At 51.7% G+C, this 18,775-nt stretch carries 18 protein-coding genes and 1 riboswitch; of the genes, 7 read left to right on the forward strand and 11 right to left on the reverse strand.

What is annotated here, in order from left to right:
* Nucleotides 1-197: 197 nt before the first annotated feature.
* The 4 genes from PsAD46_RS07635 (at nt 198) to PsAD46_RS07650 (ending at nt 2,351) form a co-directional block, all read left to right on the forward strand.
* Nucleotides 198-887 carry a Crp/Fnr family transcriptional regulator gene (locus PsAD46_RS07635; protein WP_008552228.1) on the forward strand — a complete coding sequence of 230 codons (690 nt, stop codon included), beginning with the start codon at nt 198-200 and terminating at the stop codon, nt 885-887.
* Nucleotides 888-967: 80 nt separating this feature from the next.
* Nucleotides 968-1,381: a group III truncated hemoglobin gene (locus PsAD46_RS07640; protein ID WP_063293700.1), complete on the forward strand. Its 414-nt coding sequence runs from the start codon at nt 968-970 to the stop codon at nt 1,379-1,381.
* Between the two features lie 59 nt (nt 1,382-1,440).
* Nucleotides 1,441-1,869, forward strand: a complete 429-nt coding sequence (locus tag PsAD46_RS07645) for an acyl-CoA thioesterase (RefSeq protein WP_057463735.1) — start codon at nt 1,441-1,443, stop codon at nt 1,867-1,869.
* 32 nt (nt 1,870-1,901) lie between these two features.
* The gene (locus tag PsAD46_RS07650) at nt 1,902-2,351 is read left to right on the forward strand and encodes a group III truncated hemoglobin (protein ID WP_244273181.1); all 450 of its coding nucleotides are present in this window, start codon (nt 1,902-1,904) and stop codon (nt 2,349-2,351) included.
* A 27-nt stretch (nt 2,352-2,378) separates the two neighbouring features.
* Here PsAD46_RS07650 and PsAD46_RS07655 read toward each other — a convergent pair whose 3' ends face one another.
* A complete protein-coding gene (locus PsAD46_RS07655) occupies nt 2,379-2,759 on the reverse strand; it encodes a hypothetical protein (protein WP_208980504.1) in 381 nt (126 codons plus the stop codon).
* 47 nt (nt 2,760-2,806) lie between these two features.
* Nucleotides 2,807-2,937, reverse strand: a riboswitch (SAM-I-IV-variant riboswitch).
* A 288-nt stretch (nt 2,938-3,225) separates the two neighbouring features.
* On the opposite strand from PsAD46_RS07655, the gene PsAD46_RS07660 reads away from it, so the two are divergent.
* The gene (locus tag PsAD46_RS07660) at nt 3,226-4,467 is read left to right on the forward strand and encodes a PQQ-dependent sugar dehydrogenase (RefSeq protein WP_063306538.1); all 1,242 of its coding nucleotides are present in this window, start codon (nt 3,226-3,228) and stop codon (nt 4,465-4,467) included.
* 85 nt (nt 4,468-4,552) lie between these two features.
* On the opposite strand, the gene msrA is transcribed toward PsAD46_RS07660, so the two are convergent.
* Both msrA and PsAD46_RS07670 read right to left on the reverse strand, forming a co-directional pair.
* Entirely contained in the window at nt 4,553-5,182 is a 630-nt protein-coding gene (gene msrA, locus PsAD46_RS07665) for a peptide-methionine (S)-S-oxide reductase MsrA (protein WP_057463732.1), read from the reverse strand.
* A gap of 118 nt (nt 5,183-5,300) precedes the next feature.
* Nucleotides 5,301-5,768, reverse strand: coding sequence for a GNAT family N-acetyltransferase (locus PsAD46_RS07670; protein ID WP_063287156.1), 468 nt, complete (start codon nt 5,766-5,768; stop codon nt 5,301-5,303).
* A 296-nt stretch (nt 5,769-6,064) separates the two neighbouring features.
* Here PsAD46_RS07670 and PsAD46_RS07675 point away from each other — a divergent pair, with 296 nt between their 5' ends.
* On the forward strand, nt 6,065-7,453 hold the full coding sequence (locus tag PsAD46_RS07675; protein WP_063306647.1) for a sugar porter family MFS transporter: 1,389 nt from the start codon (nt 6,065-6,067) through the stop codon (nt 7,451-7,453).
* A gap of 519 nt (nt 7,454-7,972) precedes the next feature.
* On the opposite strand, the gene PsAD46_RS07680 is transcribed toward PsAD46_RS07675, so the two are convergent.
* The 6 genes from PsAD46_RS07680 to PsAD46_RS07705 form a co-directional block, all read right to left on the reverse strand.
* The gene (locus tag PsAD46_RS07680; RefSeq protein ID WP_063306539.1) at nt 7,973-8,635 is read right to left on the reverse strand and encodes an NAD-dependent epimerase/dehydratase family protein; all 663 of its coding nucleotides are present in this window, start codon (nt 8,633-8,635) and stop codon (nt 7,973-7,975) included.
* A gap of 124 nt (nt 8,636-8,759) precedes the next feature.
* Nucleotides 8,760-9,206 carry a DUF4268 domain-containing protein gene (locus PsAD46_RS07685; protein WP_063306540.1) on the reverse strand — a complete coding sequence of 149 codons (447 nt, stop codon included), beginning with the start codon at nt 9,204-9,206 and terminating at the stop codon, nt 8,760-8,762.
* Between the two features lie 94 nt (nt 9,207-9,300).
* Nucleotides 9,301-10,953, reverse strand: a complete 1,653-nt coding sequence (groL, locus tag PsAD46_RS07690; RefSeq protein ID WP_063302469.1) for a chaperonin GroEL — start codon at nt 10,951-10,953, stop codon at nt 9,301-9,303.
* 65 nt (nt 10,954-11,018) lie between these two features.
* Nucleotides 11,019-11,306, reverse strand: a complete 288-nt coding sequence (groES, locus tag PsAD46_RS07695; protein WP_057464068.1) for a co-chaperone GroES — start codon at nt 11,304-11,306, stop codon at nt 11,019-11,021.
* Between the two features lie 479 nt (nt 11,307-11,785).
* Nucleotides 11,786-12,361: a hypothetical protein gene (locus PsAD46_RS07700; RefSeq protein ID WP_063293706.1), complete on the reverse strand. Its 576-nt coding sequence runs from the start codon at nt 12,359-12,361 to the stop codon at nt 11,786-11,788.
* A gap of 174 nt (nt 12,362-12,535) precedes the next feature.
* The gene (locus PsAD46_RS07705) at nt 12,536-13,987 is read right to left on the reverse strand and encodes a sigma-54 dependent transcriptional regulator (protein WP_063293707.1); all 1,452 of its coding nucleotides are present in this window, start codon (nt 13,985-13,987) and stop codon (nt 12,536-12,538) included.
* A gap of 380 nt (nt 13,988-14,367) precedes the next feature.
* On the opposite strand from PsAD46_RS07705, the gene PsAD46_RS07710 reads away from it, so the two are divergent.
* Nucleotides 14,368-15,810: an EAL domain-containing protein gene (locus PsAD46_RS07710; RefSeq protein WP_063293708.1), complete on the forward strand. Its 1,443-nt coding sequence runs from the start codon at nt 14,368-14,370 to the stop codon at nt 15,808-15,810.
* A 43-nt stretch (nt 15,811-15,853) separates the two neighbouring features.
* Here the strand turns inward: PsAD46_RS07710 and PsAD46_RS07715 are convergent, their stop codons facing one another.
* Together PsAD46_RS07715 and PsAD46_RS07720 are read right to left on the reverse strand one after the other, a co-directional pair.
* A complete protein-coding gene (locus tag PsAD46_RS07715; protein ID WP_063306541.1) occupies nt 15,854-17,209 on the reverse strand; it encodes a pitrilysin family protein in 1,356 nt (451 codons plus the stop codon).
* Nucleotides 17,210-17,222: 13 nt separating this feature from the next.
* Nucleotides 17,223-18,632: a pitrilysin family protein gene (locus PsAD46_RS07720; RefSeq protein ID WP_063287163.1), complete on the reverse strand. Its 1,410-nt coding sequence runs from the start codon at nt 18,630-18,632 to the stop codon at nt 17,223-17,225.
* Nucleotides 18,633-18,775: the final 143 nt, after the last annotated feature.

Genomic DNA, 18,775 nt, shown 5'->3' on the forward strand with positions numbered 1-18,775 from the left:
AAGAGATCGTTCCTTTTGAATTTGCCATAAACGTTGGGGTATTTATGAACACCCCTAATTTGCCTAAAACTAAAGAACATCTCTGTGACTCCGGTCACAAAATGGCCGCATGATAGACCTAATTAAAATCATCAATTATATTGATGCAGCTTAAACTAAAAAACTGAATCTACGGCGCGTCAGGATCTTGTGGCAAGATGACAAAGTTCAAAGAACTCCTTCAAAATAGCTTTTCACTGTCGGGTTTGGCTGAGGAACACGCACACGGTCTCTCTGAGATAGCTCAGCCTATGTCATTGAAATCCGGCGCAGTTCTCTTCAAGGCCGGAGATCCGGGCAATGGTTGTTACGCAATCATCGAAGGCAGCATGAAAGTCTCCGTCGTCTCGTTGGATGGCAGTGAGCAGCTGCTCGCAGTTCTCGGGCAGGGCTCTCTGGTAGGTGAAATTGCTTTGCTTGACGGCAGTGAGCGTTCCGCTACCGTTACGGCACTCAAGCCAAGCCAGCTTGCATTTATCTCCAAAGCTGCATTTTATCGCTACGCCGATGAAAACCCCGCTGTTTACCGTCACATGCTGCAGATCGTAGCGACTCGCCTGCGTCGTTCAAACGATGCACTCGCTGCACGGTCCTTCTTGCCACTCAATGGCCGGGTTGCGCAGACGCTGCTGCAACTCTCTGAAACATTTGGCAAAAAAGTCGACAGCAACAAAATTCTTGTTCACTATAAGATCTCTCAGGCTGAAATCGCCAATATGGCTGGTGGGGCTCGGGAGAACGTCAGCCGCGTCCTCAATGTCTGGAAGAGAGAAGGTGTAATCAGCCGCCTCTCTGGATATTACTGCCTCGAAAAGCCGGAGGTGCTACGAGCTGCCGCAGAGCTTTAAACTCGGTATTTGAGTAAAAGTGACCCGAAGTAACAAGAAGGGCATGGGCCTTGTCCCTACAAGGCTCCTGAAACACCGAGATGACCTATCAGCATTTTGACATTCGCCCGCAGGACGAGTGCACACCAATCCATCCTGACCTGACGCATTCTCAAGTGCGTGCTTTGGTTGCCAGTCATTCAGAAAAACTCCGTCACAATGGCGAGCTGGCATCAGTCTACCAAAATAGCATGAAGTGCGACTGGGAGGATTACGAAGCTCAGGCCGTGCGATTCTGGTGCTCCGCTCTCATGAAAGACAGAAGCTATTCTGGCCGTCCACTTGGCAAGTATCGTGGTGCTGCAAAGCAGGTATGCAGCGATGATATTGCCAGCTGGTTGAAATTATTCGAGAATGCAGTAGATGAATGCGTTGCTGAAACTGCTCGGGCCAACACCAAGAAATGTGCGACCCAGGTTGTTGATTGCTTCCATATGGCGATGATCCCTGCTTGAGTAGTTGAGCTTCGCCATGCATAGCATTTCCTCTGGTGGATCTACGGAGCTTTAGAACTATGAATGATACAAGAGACGCTGTCGAAGAAGAGCAGCCAATTGGTGAACTGACCACGCGCACAATGGCGATGCCGGCAGACACCAATGCTTCTGGCGATATCTTCGGCGGTTGGGTTGTCTCTCAAATGGATATTGCCGCCGGTATTGCAGCAAGCCAGTGCGCCATGGAGCGCGTTGTGACTGTTGCGATCGACAGCATGACCTTTATCCGCCCTGTTAAAGTGGGCGATGTAATGTGTGTCTACTCCAATGTGCTCCGTGTTGGCAGAACCTCTGTAACGCTTGCCATTGAGGCCTGGGCTTTGCGCCACCGCTTTGGTTATCGCGAGAAGGTTACGAATGCTCAGTTCACCTTTGTTGCTGTTGACGATGACGGCAAACCGATTGTGATCTCTGAAGAGCAACGTGCTAAATACAACAAGGCTTAAGCGGATCGCGGACCAGGAACAGGAAACAAGCAGTGTCATCAAAAATTCCCGTTATGTCAGCGCGTGAACGGACACCGCTTGATCCTTCCATCACACCTGCCCAGATTAATCATCTGGTTGAGAGTTTTTACGGCAAGGTCCGCCAGCATGAAACGCTTGGGCCGATCTTCCTGAGAGAGATGGGCGAGGACTGGGGTCCGCATCTACACAAGATGAAGCACTTTTGGGCGTCAGTGCTGCTAAAAACTGGATCGTATAAAGGCAAGCCGGTTCCCGCTCACGCGAGGATTCAAGGGGTCACCACTGAGAATTTCCATGAGTGGATGGACCTGTTTGAAGACGAAGTCTATGCGATTTTCTCACCAGAAGCCGCACCGCTTCTTCTAGCAACTGCACAGCGCATCGCACAGAGCCTGTGGCTTGCAATGTTCGCAGACCCATTTGCCACGCCTCCTGCAAAATTCGGCAGCCGCGCAGCTTAAATCAGTTCTTATTTTAGTGCAGCTTACCTAGCTCGGGAACTTCTTTTTCGAGCGCAGCGCGTTTTGCCTGAAGTACTCACGCAAGGCTTCCAGTTCTTCAGGACGGCGGCGTGCAGTATCCGCAAACAAGCGCTCGTCGACAACCGTGTGGCAGCCTTCTGCCCAAAGCCGAAGCAGCACAGCAAACCTGTCGGAGCGCTCGTCGGTGGTCAGCGGCGTATTCGGCTGTCGGGTTGAATTGGAAAGCAACCGACTGCGCAGTCCTTTCTCCAGAATCAAGCAATCCAGCAAATAGGCAGCAGTAAACTCGTCGGCAAGGTGTGCGACGGCTTCCCTCAAAGATTGAGGCACATATTCAGATACATACGATTGCCATGCAGACTGTGGCTGACCAGCAATATCAAACATTAAATCCTCCATCGGTTTCCCGAGGAGGACTGGCGCAAAATCCATTGAAACTACCGCTTGGTTGTTACGAATGATGAAGACAGCGTCCTCACTTCGAAACCACATCCCTTTTGGCGGAGACCACCTTGCCCGGTTAGGCAGGTTGGCGAGGGCGCCAGCCCTTCTCTTGATGATGCGTAGGATTTGGCACGAAAATGAGGCAATTGCAAGTGGGCACCTTTCCTTTGTTCTTTGTCCACACTTTCAAACTTACGTTGTGTCGTATTCTAGCACCACAAAACGCAACTTCCGCTAAGTGAATATCTTCAATTTTTGTGGTTCTATAAACCGAATTCCCGTCATATCTGAGTATTCTCCTCAGACTTTGAATGAGCGCATAGTGGCGGCTCAAAAAGGCAGAGCATTTCAAATATTCCGATAAATTTTCTCAGTCAAATTTCTAAGCCCTTCAGGAAGGAAAAAAACGATGTGCACCACAAAGCCCGTTCTCTTTGGAGTCCTGACAGGGTGCGCTTACGCCTTGCTGCTAACCACATCTCTGGCGGCAACGACCACCAAAATGGTCGATGGTGTCAAAACAGAGTTTGTGGAGCAGGTCTCTGAAGAACAGAAAACTCTGGCTCGCAACGCTGAAGTTGTGGTCATGCCCAAAGGCTTCCACATCGAACCTTATGCAGCCGTGCCAGATGCCCGCCATATGGCCGTCGCGCCTGATGGCAAAACTGTCTTTGTAGGGACGACCACGGACAGAGTCTGGGTCGTTACTCCGGATGAAGAGGGCAAGAAAGCTGCAGAAGTTCGCCAGTTCGCTCCAGATCAATCCTTCATCATCCCAAATGGTGTTTGCTTCACAAAAGATGGCTCATTAGTCCTTGCTGAGCAAAACCGTGTTCTGAGTTTTCCGAACGCATTGGAAAATAAAGAGCAGGGCAAGCCAGCAGTGAAGGTGCTGGTCGGCAAGGGCATGCTTATCCCTCCCTCTGAAGAAAGCTATAATCACTCCTCCCGCGTGTGTGATCAGGGTCCGGATGACCGCATCTACATCTCTCTTGGCCAGCCTTACAACGTCCCGCCCAAGATGAAGCTGAAACTCTATGACAGCCTCGGCATCGGCGGCATTATCTCCATCACCGCAGATGGTATGGACCGTCAGGTCTATGCGACCGGGATCAGAAACTCCGTGGGCCTGGAGTTCCATCCAAACTCCGGCAATCTCTGGTTTACCGACAATCAGGTGGACGGCATGGGAGATGACATCCCGCCCGAAGAGCTGAACAAAGGCACCGAGCCGGGCAAGAACTACGGTTTCCCATGGTATGGCGGCGGAACGGTCCGTACCCCGCATTACATCGACGAGCCTGTCCCAAGTGGCGTGGTGAACCCGGAAGTCGAGTTAGACGCCCATGCCGCAAGTTTGGGCATGACATTCTATCAGGGCGATATGTTCCCTGAAGAATACAAGGGCGGCGTCTTCATCGCGCAGCACGGCTCATGGGACCGCTCAGTGCCAATTGGCGCACGTGTGGTGTTCGTGCCCATCAACGAGAAAGAAGAAGCTGGAGCCCCAAGTATTGTCGCAACTGGCTGGATTGATGCCAGCGGCGATTATCTGGGCCGTCCGGTAGACGTGGTCGAGCTTGGCGACGGATCCTTGTTGATCTCTGATGATTCTGCCGGAGGGATCTATCGCATGTACTACGAAGAGTAGGGCCCCCTTCTGACCTGCGACAATACACCTAAAAGCAAAAGACCAGAGCAGTGCCTCTGGTCTTCTTGAGTTCTATACTAAGCCCTTAGTGCTCGCCGGGGATACCTTTGTAAGCATTTGGACCCCAGACCTGCTTGACGCGCTGATCACGACCACAGCGATAGCGGTAGAACTTGTAGCGGATCGGGTTTTTCTCATAGTAGTTCTGATGATAATCTTCTGCATCATAGAACGGAGCTGCAGTGCGGATCGGTGTTACAATCGGGCGGTTCACCTCACCTGATTTTCCAAGCGCTTTCTTGGAGGCTTTTGCAGCCTTCAGCTGCGCAGGAGAGGTCGCAAAGATGGTTGTCTGATAGCTCTCACCACGATCACAAAACTGACCACCAGCATCAGTTGGATCAACGGAATGCCAGAAGGCTGTTAGCAGCTCTTCATAAGACACCTTGGCCGGATCAAACTTCACTTCCAACGCTTCAATATGACCTGTGCCACCAGCAGAAACCTGCTTGTAGGTCGGGTTTGCACTGCGGCCACCCGTGTAACCAGATGTGGTCTCAAGAACGCCCTCGATCTTGTCAAAGTCGGACTCGATACACCAGAAGCAACCACCAGCAAAAATAGCGGTTTCGGTCTCAGCAGCCTGTGCAGGCTGGCTCACAGCATAAAGCAAAGGAAGAACGGCAAGGGCTTTTGCAGCTTTGCGTGCAATCATCTCAGATCCTTAAATCAGGTCATGCATTGGAATTTCCAAAACCCTAGCAGCCACCAGCCCTCAACGGAAATGAAGTCCCTTCAACAAAACGTCAATCAGCGAGAGCATGGTTCGCGCTTCAAACCTCGCAGGACATATTCCAGCCTGTTACGTTAAAACCAGCCTTGTAATAGGTGCGTATGGCACCGTGATTGTCTGGGGCAACACGCAGTCCAATCCGCGTCAGGCCATCTTTCTTGAACGTCGCCTTCAACGCCTCAAGAGCTTTGGAGGCATACCCCTTGCCACGGTGCTCTGAGTAGACCAGAAAATCCATGATGAAGGCAGACGCATCATCTTGAAGGGAGTACCAGAGAAACCCAACTTCCACTTCGCCAGCCTTCGTTTTGTTGACGATGCTCAGCAGCTTATTGTGTTTGTTGCTTTTCCCCTCTGGAAAGGCCTTTGACAAGCCTTCCTCGGCTTTCTTCAGCGCGGCCTGTTCCTCCATTCTGCGATTATCCATCAGGTCCTGAGCGTATTCAGAGACGGAAATGATCTGAAACTCATCAAAACGAGCTGCGGGGAAATCCTGAAGAACAATCATGGTAAGTCCTGGTTGCCAAAGGTTGAAGCGCTTGGGAAGGCCTTGCGCTGATCATGCGACGGGAAGCTTAATTGAAGGCAAAGGCCGCGAAAAGCTCAATGCTGTAATTCCTAACAGGTGCGGTTTTAAGCCGCTGGATCATCATCGCGACACTGAAACGATCTAGGTTTTCTTTCCCGCATATGATCAATCGTTATTGGGGTCTTGCGAAAAACAGCTCAATTCAGGGCTGTGTGTCCTCCGGATGGTTAGAGACCTCCGCCTATACTTTCCCTTGGTCTTTAAAGGGAATGCGCATGATTATCCTCCTGGCATGTATCGCCGTACTCTGTGGTTTGCTCTATGGCTACAACGAAGGCGTCATCGCTGGCGCTTATGAGCCCATCAAAGCAGAGTTTGAATTCTCTGCGTATTGGGGAGGGCTTCTGGTCGCATCCTTGTCTATCGGCGGTTTGATCGGAGCCTACCTGAGCGCCTATCTCAGTGATAGATTTGGCAGACGGTCAACGGTCATCATCGCAGCCCTGTTCTTTATCACCGGAGCTGTCTTATCCAGTGTGGCGCAAGACCTTTTCATCCTCACATTCGCCCGTTCTCTCATCGGAATGGGGATTGGCCTGTCCTCAATGGCTGGCCCCCAATATGTCTCCGAAATTGCACCGCGCAAGATCAGAGGCCGTATGCTTGGCGCGTTTCAGTTCATGATCTCCTTTGGTGTCTTGATTGGCTACCTCTCCAATCTGATCACGCTTGATCTCGGCTACAGCGCAGAAGCCATTAATCGCTGGCAGTTCATGTTTCTCCTTTCTGCGATCCCTGCAGCGTTTCTGCTTTTTGGAATTTGGAGTGCCCCCGAAAGCCCGCGCTGGCTCGTCATGGCAAAGCGCTCGGCAGAGGCAGAGGCCGTCTTTGAAAAGATTGAACCAACCCGATCTGTGGCGTGGGTCAAAGGCAACGTGAAGCGGATTGAGGAAGACCTCGCCGAAGTCGCAGACCAAAAGGGGGGCTGGCTGGACCTCATCAATCCACGTAACCGGCCTATCACCAGTTTTTGTGTCTTCACCTTCCTGTTTCAACAGCTTAGTGGCATCAATGCGGTCATCCTCTACGCACCGGAGCTTTTCGGTGACCTGGGATTTTCTGAGGAAGCCAGCCGCTTGTCTGCAACGGTCGGTCTTGGTGCAGCACTTGCTCTGGCCGCAGCTGCCAGCTTGCTCCTTATTGATCGCGTTGGCCGCAGGCCTCTGATGGTCTACGGATTGCCAGCCTGCGCACTCTCTCAGTTCCTGATTGTGGGAGGTTTCCTCATGGGGGACGGGATTGGCACGGCTTTGTCCGTCTCAGGTCTTTGCCTCTACGTGATCTCCTATTCCCTCTCCATGGGGCCGCTGCCATGGGTCTACATGTCAGAGGTGTTCCCCAATTACCTGAGGGCCAAAGGCATGGTCGTAGCGGTAACCGTCAACTGGGTCTTCACATTCCTCGTTGTGTTCGGTTTCCCCAAATTGAACCAGCTCTTCACGATCACCGAGATCTTCCTGTTCTTCGCCATATGCTGTTGCATCGGAACCGTCTACGCCATCCGCCGCGCACCAGAGACCAAAGGTGTCTCTCTGGAGGATATCTACGAGCTGTTCCACAAAGGGGACAGCAAGACAGCTGAGAGGCCAGTCGCTGGCGAGTAAAACCACAAGCACCAAAAGCACCGCATGACCTCTCATGCAGTGGTGAAGCTAAAATCCCGAGAAACGGGAGGGGCAAGGCGAGCAGGCAATACCTGCGCATTGTATATAAATTAGTTTCTTCGGCATTGGCTGTCGCCTTGCCCGGGCGTTTTTGTATGAAACAAGGTCTCCACCAAAAGGCATTGGGAGCAGGTGCCTACCCATCAACGTGAGGTCTCACAAAACACAAGGCTTTGCTTCGAATACACCTTTCTGGGCAGTTGCTGTAAAGGACAGTTTGACTTGTCCCTGACAGCTGCAGCTGCCAGTGTAGACGCCCATCGGGTGACCAGCTTCCGCTTGGTCCCTGCACTAAAGACTTTCAAGGGGTGTTTCAACGGACCCGCCGGAAGATGCGTTACGCCTCCCGGTAGCCCCGCCCAGCCCACGCCACACTGACGGTCGCTCCGCCAGCTGCCCGTGTACGTGGACATAGGATTAGTATGGCGGGTGATTTGGGCGAGGGGGATAAGATTTTGCTCAGCCAGCTCTATCGGCAATCTCGTCGCCTTGCAGAATGCTGAAACCATTCCCGCCTTCAAGCGCAGCGGCAACAAGTGCGCGTGCAACTGCTGACCCCTCAATTGGACGATATTTGCGCAAAGGGCCTTTAAAGAGAAACGACAGCCGTGGCAACACCGACGCGGCAATCCCCTCAGCAAAGCGTTGCTCCTGACGCTCACCCAGCAACAATGAGGGTCGGAACACTTTTGTTGAAGGGAAAGCGAGCGTGCGAACTGCCTCTTCAAGCTCCCCTTTGACCTTCAGATAGGAGTTGGAACTGCCCGCTGCTGCACCAATCGAAGAAACCATGAGAAACTGCTCAGCACCAGCTTCACGCGCCAACCGCGTAAGGTCGTAGGCAAGCTGGAAGTCAATCGCGTAAAACGCTTCTTTTGAGCCGGCTGTCTTCAGCGTGGTCCCCAGACAGCAGAACACATCCGTCACGTTCATTGGCAGTTGAAAGCTGGCAAGATCGCTGAAATCGGTCAGATGCAAACGAAGCTTATCATCTTCAATCTCTGGATCTCTGCGCACAACTGCATGAACCTCGTCATACGCCTCACTGGCAAGCAGCAGCCGAACCACCTCAGAACCAATCAGCCCAGTTGCACCAAAGACCATCGCCACACGATTTTTCATAGGAAATTCCTCCGATTGTCAGCCAAAGCAGATTGGTAGATCAGGGTGAGAGTTTAAAACTCGAGTAAGTTGAAGCGTAATACAAAAAATAAGAGCACCATTTCAGGTGCTTTCATTTCGATTGCTACTTGGGAATGGCAGAGAGCAGCGGGAAGAGTGCCATATGGAAGTTTCCGAGCCAGGTTACATACCAGTCTGCAAGCTCAGGCATTGTCGTGTTGGTGCCAAGATCAACATCTCTCTTCCATAACACGATGCTGCAATATCGAGCATGTTCAGCAGGGTCCCAATCAAGTGACGCGCCGATCGCTGTCTCTACATGTTCTTTTTGGCCTAGCAGTTCTTTGAAGTAGGCCTCGCCGGGCTCATTCCGAAAGTTGATCATAACTTTCGCGCAGTTTTCTTCATCCAGATAATGGAGACTTAGATAAGCGTTCGGTATGCCAAACTTGATGTCGTAGTAACTTCCGTCGGGAACATTATTTCTCAGTTTAATCGGAAGTTTAGTGTCAGACATCTGGTCTTTGACTGCTTGCCAAATTTCATGATGTTTTTGTTTTAGTTCACTCATGAGTTGTTATTTCCTAGCTGAAGCTGATCGTGACAATGCAAAAAAGGGCACCCCGAAGGATGCCCTAATTCGTTTAAGCGTTGGTTGGCTTGGCTTAGAAGCCCATGCCGCCCATGCCGCCCATGCCGCCGTCCATTGGAGGCATTGCTGGGCCGGAGTCTTTCTTAGGCAGTTCAGCAACCATTGCCTCAGTAGTGATCAGCAGACCAGCTACAGATGCAGCATCCTGAAGAGCAGTACGAACAACCTTAGTTGGATCGATGATGCCAGCTTCAATCATGTTGACATATTCTTCGGTCTGAGCATTGAAGCCGAAGGTCTCATCCGCAATGTTGTCCTGGATTTTGCCAACAACGATGGAACCTTCAACACCAGAGTTTTCAGAGATCTGGCGAAGCGGAGCTTCAAGAGCGCGCAGAACGATCTTGATACCAGCTTCAATGTCAACGTTCTCGGAAGATACTTTCTCAACAGCAGCTTTTGCACGAAGAAGAGCACAACCACCACCTGGTACGATACCTTCTTCAACAGCAGCGCGTGTTGCGTTTAGGGCATCGTCGATGCGGTCTTTTTTCTCTTTAACTTCTACTTCGGTTGCACCACCAACGCGGATAACTGCAACACCGCCAGCAAGCTTAGCAAGACGTTCCTGCAGCTTCTCGCGGTCGTAGTCAGAAGAAGTTTCTTCAATCTGGGCTTTGATCTGGGAAACGCGTGCTTCGATGTCAGCTTTTTCGCCAGCACCATCAACAATGGTAGTGGTTTCTTTGGTGATGTTCACCTTGTCTGCAGTGCCGAGCATGTCGATGGTGACATTTTCCAGCTTGATGCCCAGATCGTCAGAGATCACGGTACCACCAGTCAGGATAGCGATGTCTTCGAGCATTGCTTTACGACGGTCGCCGAAGCCAGGAGCCTTAACAGCAGCAATCTTCAGGCCACCACGCAGTTTGTTCACTACGAGAGTTGCCAGTGCTTCACCTTCAACATCTTCAGCGATGATGATGAGTGGGCGGGAAGACTGAACAGCGCTTTCAAGGATTGGAAGCATTGGCTGCAAGTTGGAAAGCTTTTTCTCGTGAAGGAGAATAAGTGGCTTTTCCAGGTCAGCAATCATCTTTTCAGCGTTGGTGACGAAGTATGGAGAAAGGTAACCGCGGTCGAACTGCATACCTTCAACAACTTCAAGCTCGGTCTCAAGAGACTTAGCTTCTTCAACGGTGATAACACCTTCGTTGCCAACGCGCTGCATTGCTTCAGCAATGTCTTCGCCGATCTGGGTGTCGCCGTTAGCAGAGATAGTGCCAACCTGTGCAACTTCGTCAGTAGAAGAGATAGACTTGGAACGTGCGGTCAGGTCTGCAACAGCAGCAGCAGTTGCCATGTCAACGCCGCGCTTCAGGTCCATTGGGTTCATGCCAGCAGCAACGAACTTTGCACCTTCTTTAACGATAGCCTGCGCCAGAACTGTCGCAGTTGTTGTACCGTCACCAGCAATGTCGTTGGTTTTGGAAGCAACTTCACGCACCATCTGTGCGCCCATGTTTTCGAACTTGTCTTCAAGTTCGATTTCCTTCGCAACAGAAACACCGTCTTTGGTGATGCGTGGTGCGCCGAATGCTTTATCCAGAACAACGTTACGACCTTTAGGGCCGAGGGTAACTTTTACAGCGTTTGCAAGGATGTCGACGCCTTTAAGCATCTTGTCGCGGGCATCGGAGCCGAATTTGACTTCTTTAGCAGCCATGGTTTTGTCTCACTTAAATTCTTGAATAACAGAAGGGATCGTGGGGTCTCAACAATGGCCTGGAATTAAGCCAGGATACCCATGATGTCGGATTCCTTCATGATCAGCAGGTCTTCACCGTCGATCTTAACTTCAGTACCGGACCATTTGCCGAACAGAACGCGGTCACCAGCTTTAACGTCGATAGCGATCAGCTCACCGTTGTCCTTACGTGCGCCAGCGCCAACAGCGATAACTTCGCCTTCCTGTGGCTTTTCTTTTGCAGTGTCAGGAATGATGATGCCACCAGCTGTTTTTTCTTCAGACTCAATGCGGCGAACGACAACACGGTCGTGTAGCGGACGAAACTTCATAATTGGCTCTTCCTCTCATACGCGAGCGCCCCTTTTAGGCAACGCCCGGACGCGAAGGTTAAAAACTTTGAGAGTGGGTGAAACCTTGCGGGCCCACAGTGATTAGCACTCCCAAAGGCAGAGTGCTAACAACCGTGAAATGATGTAGTTTCACCCTCTGGTATAGTCAAGGAGAGAGCGGCAAAAAAATATTCTGGAGCGCAAAAAATATAGGAATACTGCGAGAAATTGGGGGCAATCTGGGACAGTCTCAACTCACCCTAGACGAATGGACTGTCTGTGCTGCCTGCACGGGAATTTCCGGAATCAGCGCAAAAGAAAAGCCGGCTTTAAGATCAAAGCCAGCTTTTGAACTTTAACAGGAAGCTTTCAGGTCTTAGAGCGTGTTCCCGAAAAGTGGTTCCGGTTTTTGGATAAGAATACGCGCAAAATTAAAGAGTTAGAGCTTGGTGCGTGAATGCATATGAACGCAACATGCTCTAATTCTGAAGAGGCGCGTCCTTCATGGAAAACGGAAGCTCAAAGCTGCCGGACTTTTCCGAGTTCTCGTCGTTAAACTGCACCTTCAGCACATAGTCTCCAGCTTGCAGCCCTTTAAGGTTGAAGCTCAAAGATGTCTGATACTCGCGGATTTGGTTGAAGCTTGCGGAGTGCAAGGCGGTAAACCCGTCCTGCGAAGCAAGCACCTGACCAGTGGTGTTGCGCAGTTCAAAGTCAACGCTCAGATCAATCGCATATGTGCTGCCCATTTCTTTGTAAGAGAAGCCAACAGGCTCAGCATAAACGGTCAATGGATCACCGCTCTGGAACTCTGCCGTCTCTAGGGGTGTGTAAGCCCCATAACTCTCAGCTGGTAGTGCGATGAATTTTGCTGCCGTAAAAGCGAGTGGCTGCTGCTGCCAGGCAATGGTGTAGGCGTCCTGAGCAGCTTTAAAGCCAGCGCTCGGCGCACTCTTGTCTTCAGCAGATGCAGCGCTACCCAACAAAGCAACCGCAAAAATAGAACAGGCTGCAGCTTTTGCGTAAGCTGACATCCCTCTCACTGTAAATGGCATTGTTAGCCCCCTAGAGCCAGCAGAACACAATATCTGCGGCACTCACCTGATTCTTGGCGGTGGTATAGCTCTTAAATCTAAGGGAGACAATACTGCCCCATTTGTTGAGGCAGCTTAGATATGCGTCACGAAGACATTCCTCATGCGATGGTTAAGCAATTACCACGCAATTGATCAGGCACCGGCTCGTTCAGCCCAGGATTGCTTCTTCCGGTAGATGGTCGAGGGGCTGATTTCCAAGGCGGCAGCTGCAAGGGCAATGTTGCCGTCAAAAGTTTCAAGCGTGGTCTCGATAATCTGCTTTTCCTGAAACCACAGCGGTTCGATTGACCGCCCCATGGAAGGCATCGGTTCGCTTGTGCTGAAGGCAATCTCGGAAAGAACAGGAACAGCCTGGTCACGCAGTAAAGGAGAGAGCATGAGTTCAGTGACTTCATCACCGTCATTCATGACCACAAGCTGGCGAATGACATTCTCCAGTTCGCGCACGTTACCCGGCCAGCTGTGCTGCAACAAAAGAGCTTCTGCATAGGTCGAAAAACGCTGAAATCTGCGATTTTCTTCTGCTGCATACTTCTTCAGGAATGTTTGAGCGAGGGACGGTATGTCCTCGCGGCGCTCCCGAAGAGCGGGCAGGCGGATCGGCAGCACGTGGAGACGATAGAACAGGTCCTCACGGAAGCGACCTGCGGTGATCTCTGTTTTCGGGTCTCTGTTGGTTGCGCAGATAACGCGCAGATCCAGCGAGCGTGGTTTATGCTCTCCAACCCGTTGAATGGAGCCGGTCTGAAGGAAACGCAAAAGTTTGCTCTGCAAGCAGAGTTCCATTTCACCGATCTCATCAAGGAACAAAGTTCCCCCATCGGCAAGCTCTGCTGCACCAGCTCTGGCCTCATCTGCTCCGGTAAAGGCACCGCGTGCATGACCGAAGATCTCGGACTCCATCAAATTGGCCGGAATCGCTCCACAGTTGATTGCGACAAAAGGCCCGCCTTTGCGTGCCGATCTGGCATGCAGCGCCTGTGCACACAGTTCCTTGCCTGTACCTGATTCTCCGGTAATGAAGGCTGGTGCGCTGGATGTGGCCATCCGGTTGATCTGCGCATAAACGCTTTGCATGCGGTTGGAAGCACCAACAAACCCTTCAAACTGAGCAGCTGTTCCAGACGTGTCGCTGGAGACAATCGCCTCAGAGCCAGTCGCGGCTGAAAGGGAAGGTGAGGGTGCCGCTCTCTTGAAGACACCCAGATGTGCTTCAAGTTTCTCCAAAAGCATTTCGCTTGTGTAAGGTTTGGTCAAAAAGTCATGGGCACCATTGCGCATGGCATTCATGGCACGGCTCACAGACCCCTTGGCACTGACAGCAATCATAACCGCGCGCGGCGCAGCAGCGACAATCTCTGAAAGCTCGGCTTCCCCACCGATGCATTCAAGATCGACAATAACGATATTGATTGGGGTATGTCGCAAAAAGGCGACAGCATGTTCTTTGCTCGCAAGAACATGCGCAGGTTGTCCGCTGGTAACATGCTTCGACAAAGCACTACTGGTTTTACGAGCCTCTGCACGATTAGTGTCAACGACACAGGCGTTCAAAAACCTATTGGTAGCTTTGGGGGATCCCATTGGCAGGCAACCTCAAAAATCAATACATCAGGTCGAAAATCATTCGACACCCTGAGTTTGTGCAAACAGGGTAAACAAACCCTTTTCGTTTTCGAGGTTGATTGCATTATGCAGTTAATTTCTTTCACGCAGAACGCTTCGAGCAACTTTCTTACCCGATAAATATCATTGTTCGCCAGAATCGCGCGCCGAAGTTCAGCTCGGGATTGTGACGAAAATCGTATGCGCTGATGATATATGTAGCTCTATTGTCATTCTTGCGGGGACAACACGGGTTTTCCCTAGAAATATAATGGGTATAGGGTTCGAACGACCTCAGTAAATGCGGCAAAATTCAGGTATGTATTTTGTGATTCGGACCAACAGGTACTCTTGAGGATATGACGCGCTTGGCGAACATTTCCATTTTGTTTTCTATTTCAGCCATTGCGGCCTCTTGTGGCACTGTGATGGTCTACCTTTTTGCGCGTCCGGTTGGCGAGGCCATCACCGTTGCCTTCACGGCGATGTGCACCATGATCTTCATCCATTTCATGTTGACCCGCTCTCAGGAAAAATCTGCGGTATCTGACGCTGTCAATCGCTTGGAAGAGCGGATTGCAGTCATCGATGATGATGTCGGAAACCTCGAAGGCCGCCTCACTGGCGTCGAGCACAACATTCCGCGTCGCACACGGGAAGAGATCGACCCGCTGTTTGCTGAAGTGGAGGTAATCGGTTCTCTGGTGAAGCAGATGGCCGAAGCCATGGCCGACATGGAAACCCGGATCGAAGATCAGGGCATTGCCATCGAGGACCAGCGCACCAAGCAAGCACAGCTTCAGCCTCAACCAGCTCAGCGCCTGGCCGCTCCGCAGGCCGCGGTGAGAGAACCATCTGTTGATCTGGCCAGTCAGGCAGCTGCTGCATTTGCGAGCGCAGCAGGCCAACCAATGGCTGCAAGTCAACCGATGGGTGCAGTGCAGGAACCGTTTGCTGAGACGCGCGCACCAGAGATGAAGCGCCCGGCAGCTCCGCGCATGCATCACCCCAATGCCGCTCTTGCCGAAGAAATTCGTGCAAGCATCGAAGCCGGCAGGGTGGACCTCTACCTTCAGCCAATCGTGACATTGCCACAGCGCCGTGTTCGCTATTACGAAGCCCTGACGCGTCTGCGCAAAGCCAATGGCGATACACTGGAACCAATCGAGTTCCTTCAGGAAGCGGACCGCACCGGCCAAATGCCAGCGATCGACAACATTTTGTTGTTCCGTTCCCTTCAGATCCTGAAGCGTCTGGCAACCCGCAACAGAGAAGCAGGTTTGTTCTGTAACCTGTCTCCAAGCACGCTCATGGATGAAAACTTCTTCCCGGGCTTTCTGGAGTTCGTGCGCGCCAACGACACATACTCAGATCTGTTGATCTTCGAGTTCTCGCAGGCTGATGTCGCCGTCATGAGCGCGATTGAGTATGAGAGCCTCGCTGCGCTGGCTGAGCTGGGCTTCCGTTTCTCTGTAGATCGCATCACCGATCTGCGCATGGACTTCCGCGCTCTGGCTGATCGCGGCTTCCGCTTTGCAAAGCTGCATGCATCACGCCTGTTGTTGCATGAAGATGATCTGGCCAAGAGCAACATCCATCCGGCTGATTTTGGCAGTTTGCTGCAACGCTATGGTATTGAGCTGATCGTGGATCACGTGGAGAGCGAAGGCGCTGTACTGGAGCTTCTGGAAATGGACATCCGCTGTGCGCAGGGCTTCCTGTTCTCACCGCCACGTCCTGTCCGTGCAGACGTTCTGCAAGGTGCGCCAAACCCGCGGTCACTAAAGAAAGAGGCGAGCTGATTTTCATCAACTCGCCTGCTTGTTTTCATGCTTTGAATAAGAGTTAGTTCAGTGGTTTGCCAACCGTAACAAAGGTTGGCTCAATGCGGTCAAACATATCCTGAGCAACCTCACGAACACCTTCCAGTGTCACGGCTTCAACCATCTCATTACGCTTGTCGATGTAATCAATGCCCAGCTCCTGGGTCTGAATGCCTGTCAGTTGACGGGCAATGCTGCTGGAACTGTCAAAGTTGAGAGCGTAGTTGCCAGTCAGATAGGACTTCGCTTCTTCAAGTTCAGCTGGAGTAGGCCCAGTCTGCGCCATACGCACCATCTGCTTCTTGATGATATCAATCGCTTCACCAGCTTTGTCCGAGCGTGTACCTGTGGACCCCATCAACAGCGCTGCGTGCTTGTAAGGAACCAGATAAGAGCCAACAGAGTAAGCCAGACCACGCTGCTCACGGATTTCGTCATAGAGCCATGAGGAGAAGGAGCCACCACCCAGAATGTGGTTCATCACGAAGGCAGACATGAACTTCGGATCATGACGTTCATAACCCGGCAGAGCGAACTGAATGGAAGTCTGTGGGCTCTCAAAGTCAACGTGAACAGCCTTATCTGTCACAGGCTCCACATTGGGAATGGCAACCAGATCTCCGTTTTCAGGCAAGTTTGCAAAGACTTTGTCCAAAACGCTGGCCAGCTCATCAGCACTAATGGCTCCCACAACGCCAATCTTCAAAGAGTCCTTTGCAAAGATCTTTGCGCGCTGTGTTTTCAGATCGTCAGAAGTCAGCTTGGCAACCGTGTCCTCTGTTCCCCGGCTTGGGCGGCCATAAGGGTGATCCGGGAAGATGGTCTTGGACAAATTCAGACCAGCCAGAGCATCTGGGCGTTTCAGGCTACGACGAATGCCAGAGATCGTCTGTGCTTTCATCCGCTCAAGCGGATCATTGTCAAAACGTGGCTCGTTCACAGCCAGGCGAAGCATCTCGAAGGTGTGATCTTTATTGGCCTGCAAGCTCTGGAAAGACCCATAGAAGAAGTCGCGGCCAGAACTGAAGGACAGACTCATAGTCAGATCTTCAAGGCGTCCCTGAAAGGCTTGGGAATCCAGATCACCAGCCCCTTCATCAAGCATGGTGCTCAGTAGGTTGGTCACACCCAGCTTTGCATCTGAATCCTGAGAGCTACCACCTGCAAACGCAAAGTTCAGTGCGATGATCGGAACAGTGTAGTCTTCTACCAACCATGCTGTGATCCCTCCAGGGCTTTTAACCTCTTGAATCTCGATGGCCTGGCTGTTCTGCACAAAGGTAGCGACGAACAGGAATGACAAGGCCAGCAACGCAAACAAGCTTGCCGTCATGCGGGAAGCGGAGGCAGAAGCTGCCATAAGAACTTTAGCTTTCATCGAGCGTCCCCTCTCACTCTGCATTTTCAGGTTTTGCAGCAGGCATCAGATAGCTCGCCACACTGGTTTCACTAAGGTACTTCTGTGCAACTGCCTGAACCTGTTCAGGTGTCACTTTGGCAATGCGAGCAGGCCAGGTCTGAACCTTCTCAACAGAACCGCCTGTGGTCAGAGCTGTCCCAAAGATGCGCGCCAGCACGTCTTGCTTGTCTTGCGCGTAAATGGCAGAGGCCAGCATAGAGCGTTTAGAACGTTCCACTTCTTCAGCTGTCACACCATTCTCAAGAACATCATTCACGATTGCTAGAGCACGCTTCTCCAACTCTTCCAGTTCAACACCATCTTTGGGAGAGGTGTAAAGAATGAAGCGGGTGTCATCCAAAGCGGTAGATTGGTACCAGGCACCAGCACTGGTCGCGACTTCGCCTTCAATCACCAGCGCTTTGTAAAGCCGGCTGTTAGCACCGCCACCTAAAATGTCTGAAAGCACTTCAAGAGCTTCAGAGTCACTTGGCTCTGCAGTGGTCGAGCTTGGTACGATCCAGCCATGTTGCAGGCTTGGCTGCGCAACCTGATCACTCTGCAGGCTAACTTCGCGATTGCCTGGCACGATCTGGACATGCGGACGATCACGTGGTCCCGGGTCTGCACGTTGCTCAACCTTGCCATAGGTCTTCTTGGCGAGGGCCAGAACGTCTTCCGAGGTCACATCACCGGCAACAATCAGGATTGCGTTGTTTGGTGTGTAGTACTTATCGTAAAAGGCGATAGCATCGTCTTTGTTCAGCGCCTGAATTTCGTTTTTCCAGCCAATCACCGGAATACCGTAGGGGCTGTTCGGAAACAGGACCTGATCGAATGTCTCAGATAGTCTGGCAGCAGGGCTGCGGTCCACACGTTGGGAACGCTCTTCGAGCACCACATCCCGTTCCGGATCAACCTGCTTTTCAGTCAGGATCAGGTTGGACATGCGATCAGCCTCATAGCCCATCACCATTTCCAGATGCTCTTTGGCAACCTGCTGATAATAGGCCGTGTAGTCTTGAGAGGTGAAAGCGTTTTCCTGACCACCTACCTGAGCTACTTTTTTGGAGAACTCACCCTCTGGTGTATTCTTGGTTCCTTTGAACATGAGATGTTCAAGAAAATGCGCGATGCCGGATTTACCGGGTTTTTCATCTGCTCCACCAACGCGGTACCACACCATGTGGGTCACAATCGGGGCGCGTCGGTCAGGGATGACAACCACCTGAAGGCCGTTGTCGAGAGTGGTTTGGGAAACATCGGTTCCGCCGATGTGTATTTTTGAAAAGTCTTCGATTGAAGCTTTCCCTGTTGTATCCGCAGCCACGGGCAATACTGGGCTTGCGAAAACAACCAGACTCAAAGCGAGGGCTTTAAGCGCGAGAGATCGACCAGTCACGTAGGGGGCTCCCTTTAAAATGAGCAGGACACAGCTGCCCTACCTATACCGTGATTGTGGTTAATCTCCTCGTGAATTATTCGTAATCTATTGCAGCTATAATGAAAAAAGCGCGAACATCGTCGCGCTTGCTTCATAGTTTA

Origin of the sequence: Pseudovibrio sp. Ad46 (genome assembly GCF_001623065.1) — a bacterium.
GTDB lineage: Bacteria > Pseudomonadota > Alphaproteobacteria > Rhizobiales > Stappiaceae > Pseudovibrio.

Coding starts and splice junctions, on each gene's coding strand:
- PsAD46_RS07635 (WP_008552228.1), top strand. CDS start 198: ATGACAAAGTTCAAAGAACTCCTTCAAAATAGCTTTTCACTGTCGGGT.
- PsAD46_RS07640 (WP_063293700.1), top strand. CDS start 968: ATGACCTATCAGCATTTTGACATTCGCCCGCAGGACGAGTGCACACCA.
- PsAD46_RS07645 (WP_057463735.1), top strand. CDS start 1,441: ATGAATGATACAAGAGACGCTGTCGAAGAAGAGCAGCCAATTGGTGAA.
- PsAD46_RS07655 (WP_208980504.1), bottom strand. CDS start 2,759: ATGTTTGATATTGCTGGTCAGCCACAGTCTGCATGGCAATCGTATGTA.
- PsAD46_RS07660 (WP_063306538.1), top strand. CDS start 3,226: ATGTGCACCACAAAGCCCGTTCTCTTTGGAGTCCTGACAGGGTGCGCT.
- msrA (WP_057463732.1), bottom strand. CDS start 5,182: ATGATTGCACGCAAAGCTGCAAAAGCCCTTGCCGTTCTTCCTTTGCTT.
- PsAD46_RS07670 (WP_063287156.1), bottom strand. CDS start 5,768: ATGATTGTTCTTCAGGATTTCCCCGCAGCTCGTTTTGATGAGTTTCAG.
- PsAD46_RS07675 (WP_063306647.1), top strand. CDS start 6,065: ATGATTATCCTCCTGGCATGTATCGCCGTACTCTGTGGTTTGCTCTAT.
- PsAD46_RS07680 (WP_063306539.1), bottom strand. CDS start 8,635: ATGAAAAATCGTGTGGCGATGGTCTTTGGTGCAACTGGGCTGATTGGT.
- PsAD46_RS07685 (WP_063306540.1), bottom strand. CDS start 9,206: ATGAGTGAACTAAAACAAAAACATCATGAAATTTGGCAAGCAGTCAAA.
- groL (WP_063302469.1), bottom strand. CDS start 10,953: ATGGCTGCTAAAGAAGTCAAATTCGGCTCCGATGCCCGCGACAAGATG.
- groES (WP_057464068.1), bottom strand. CDS start 11,306: ATGAAGTTTCGTCCGCTACACGACCGTGTTGTCGTTCGCCGCATTGAG.
- PsAD46_RS07700 (WP_063293706.1), bottom strand. CDS start 12,361: ATGCCATTTACAGTGAGAGGGATGTCAGCTTACGCAAAAGCTGCAGCC.
- PsAD46_RS07705 (WP_063293707.1), bottom strand. CDS start 13,987: ATGGGATCCCCCAAAGCTACCAATAGGTTTTTGAACGCCTGTGTCGTT.
- PsAD46_RS07710 (WP_063293708.1), top strand. CDS start 14,368: ATGACGCGCTTGGCGAACATTTCCATTTTGTTTTCTATTTCAGCCATT.
- PsAD46_RS07715 (WP_063306541.1), bottom strand. CDS start 17,209: ATGAAAGCTAAAGTTCTTATGGCAGCTTCTGCCTCCGCTTCCCGCATG.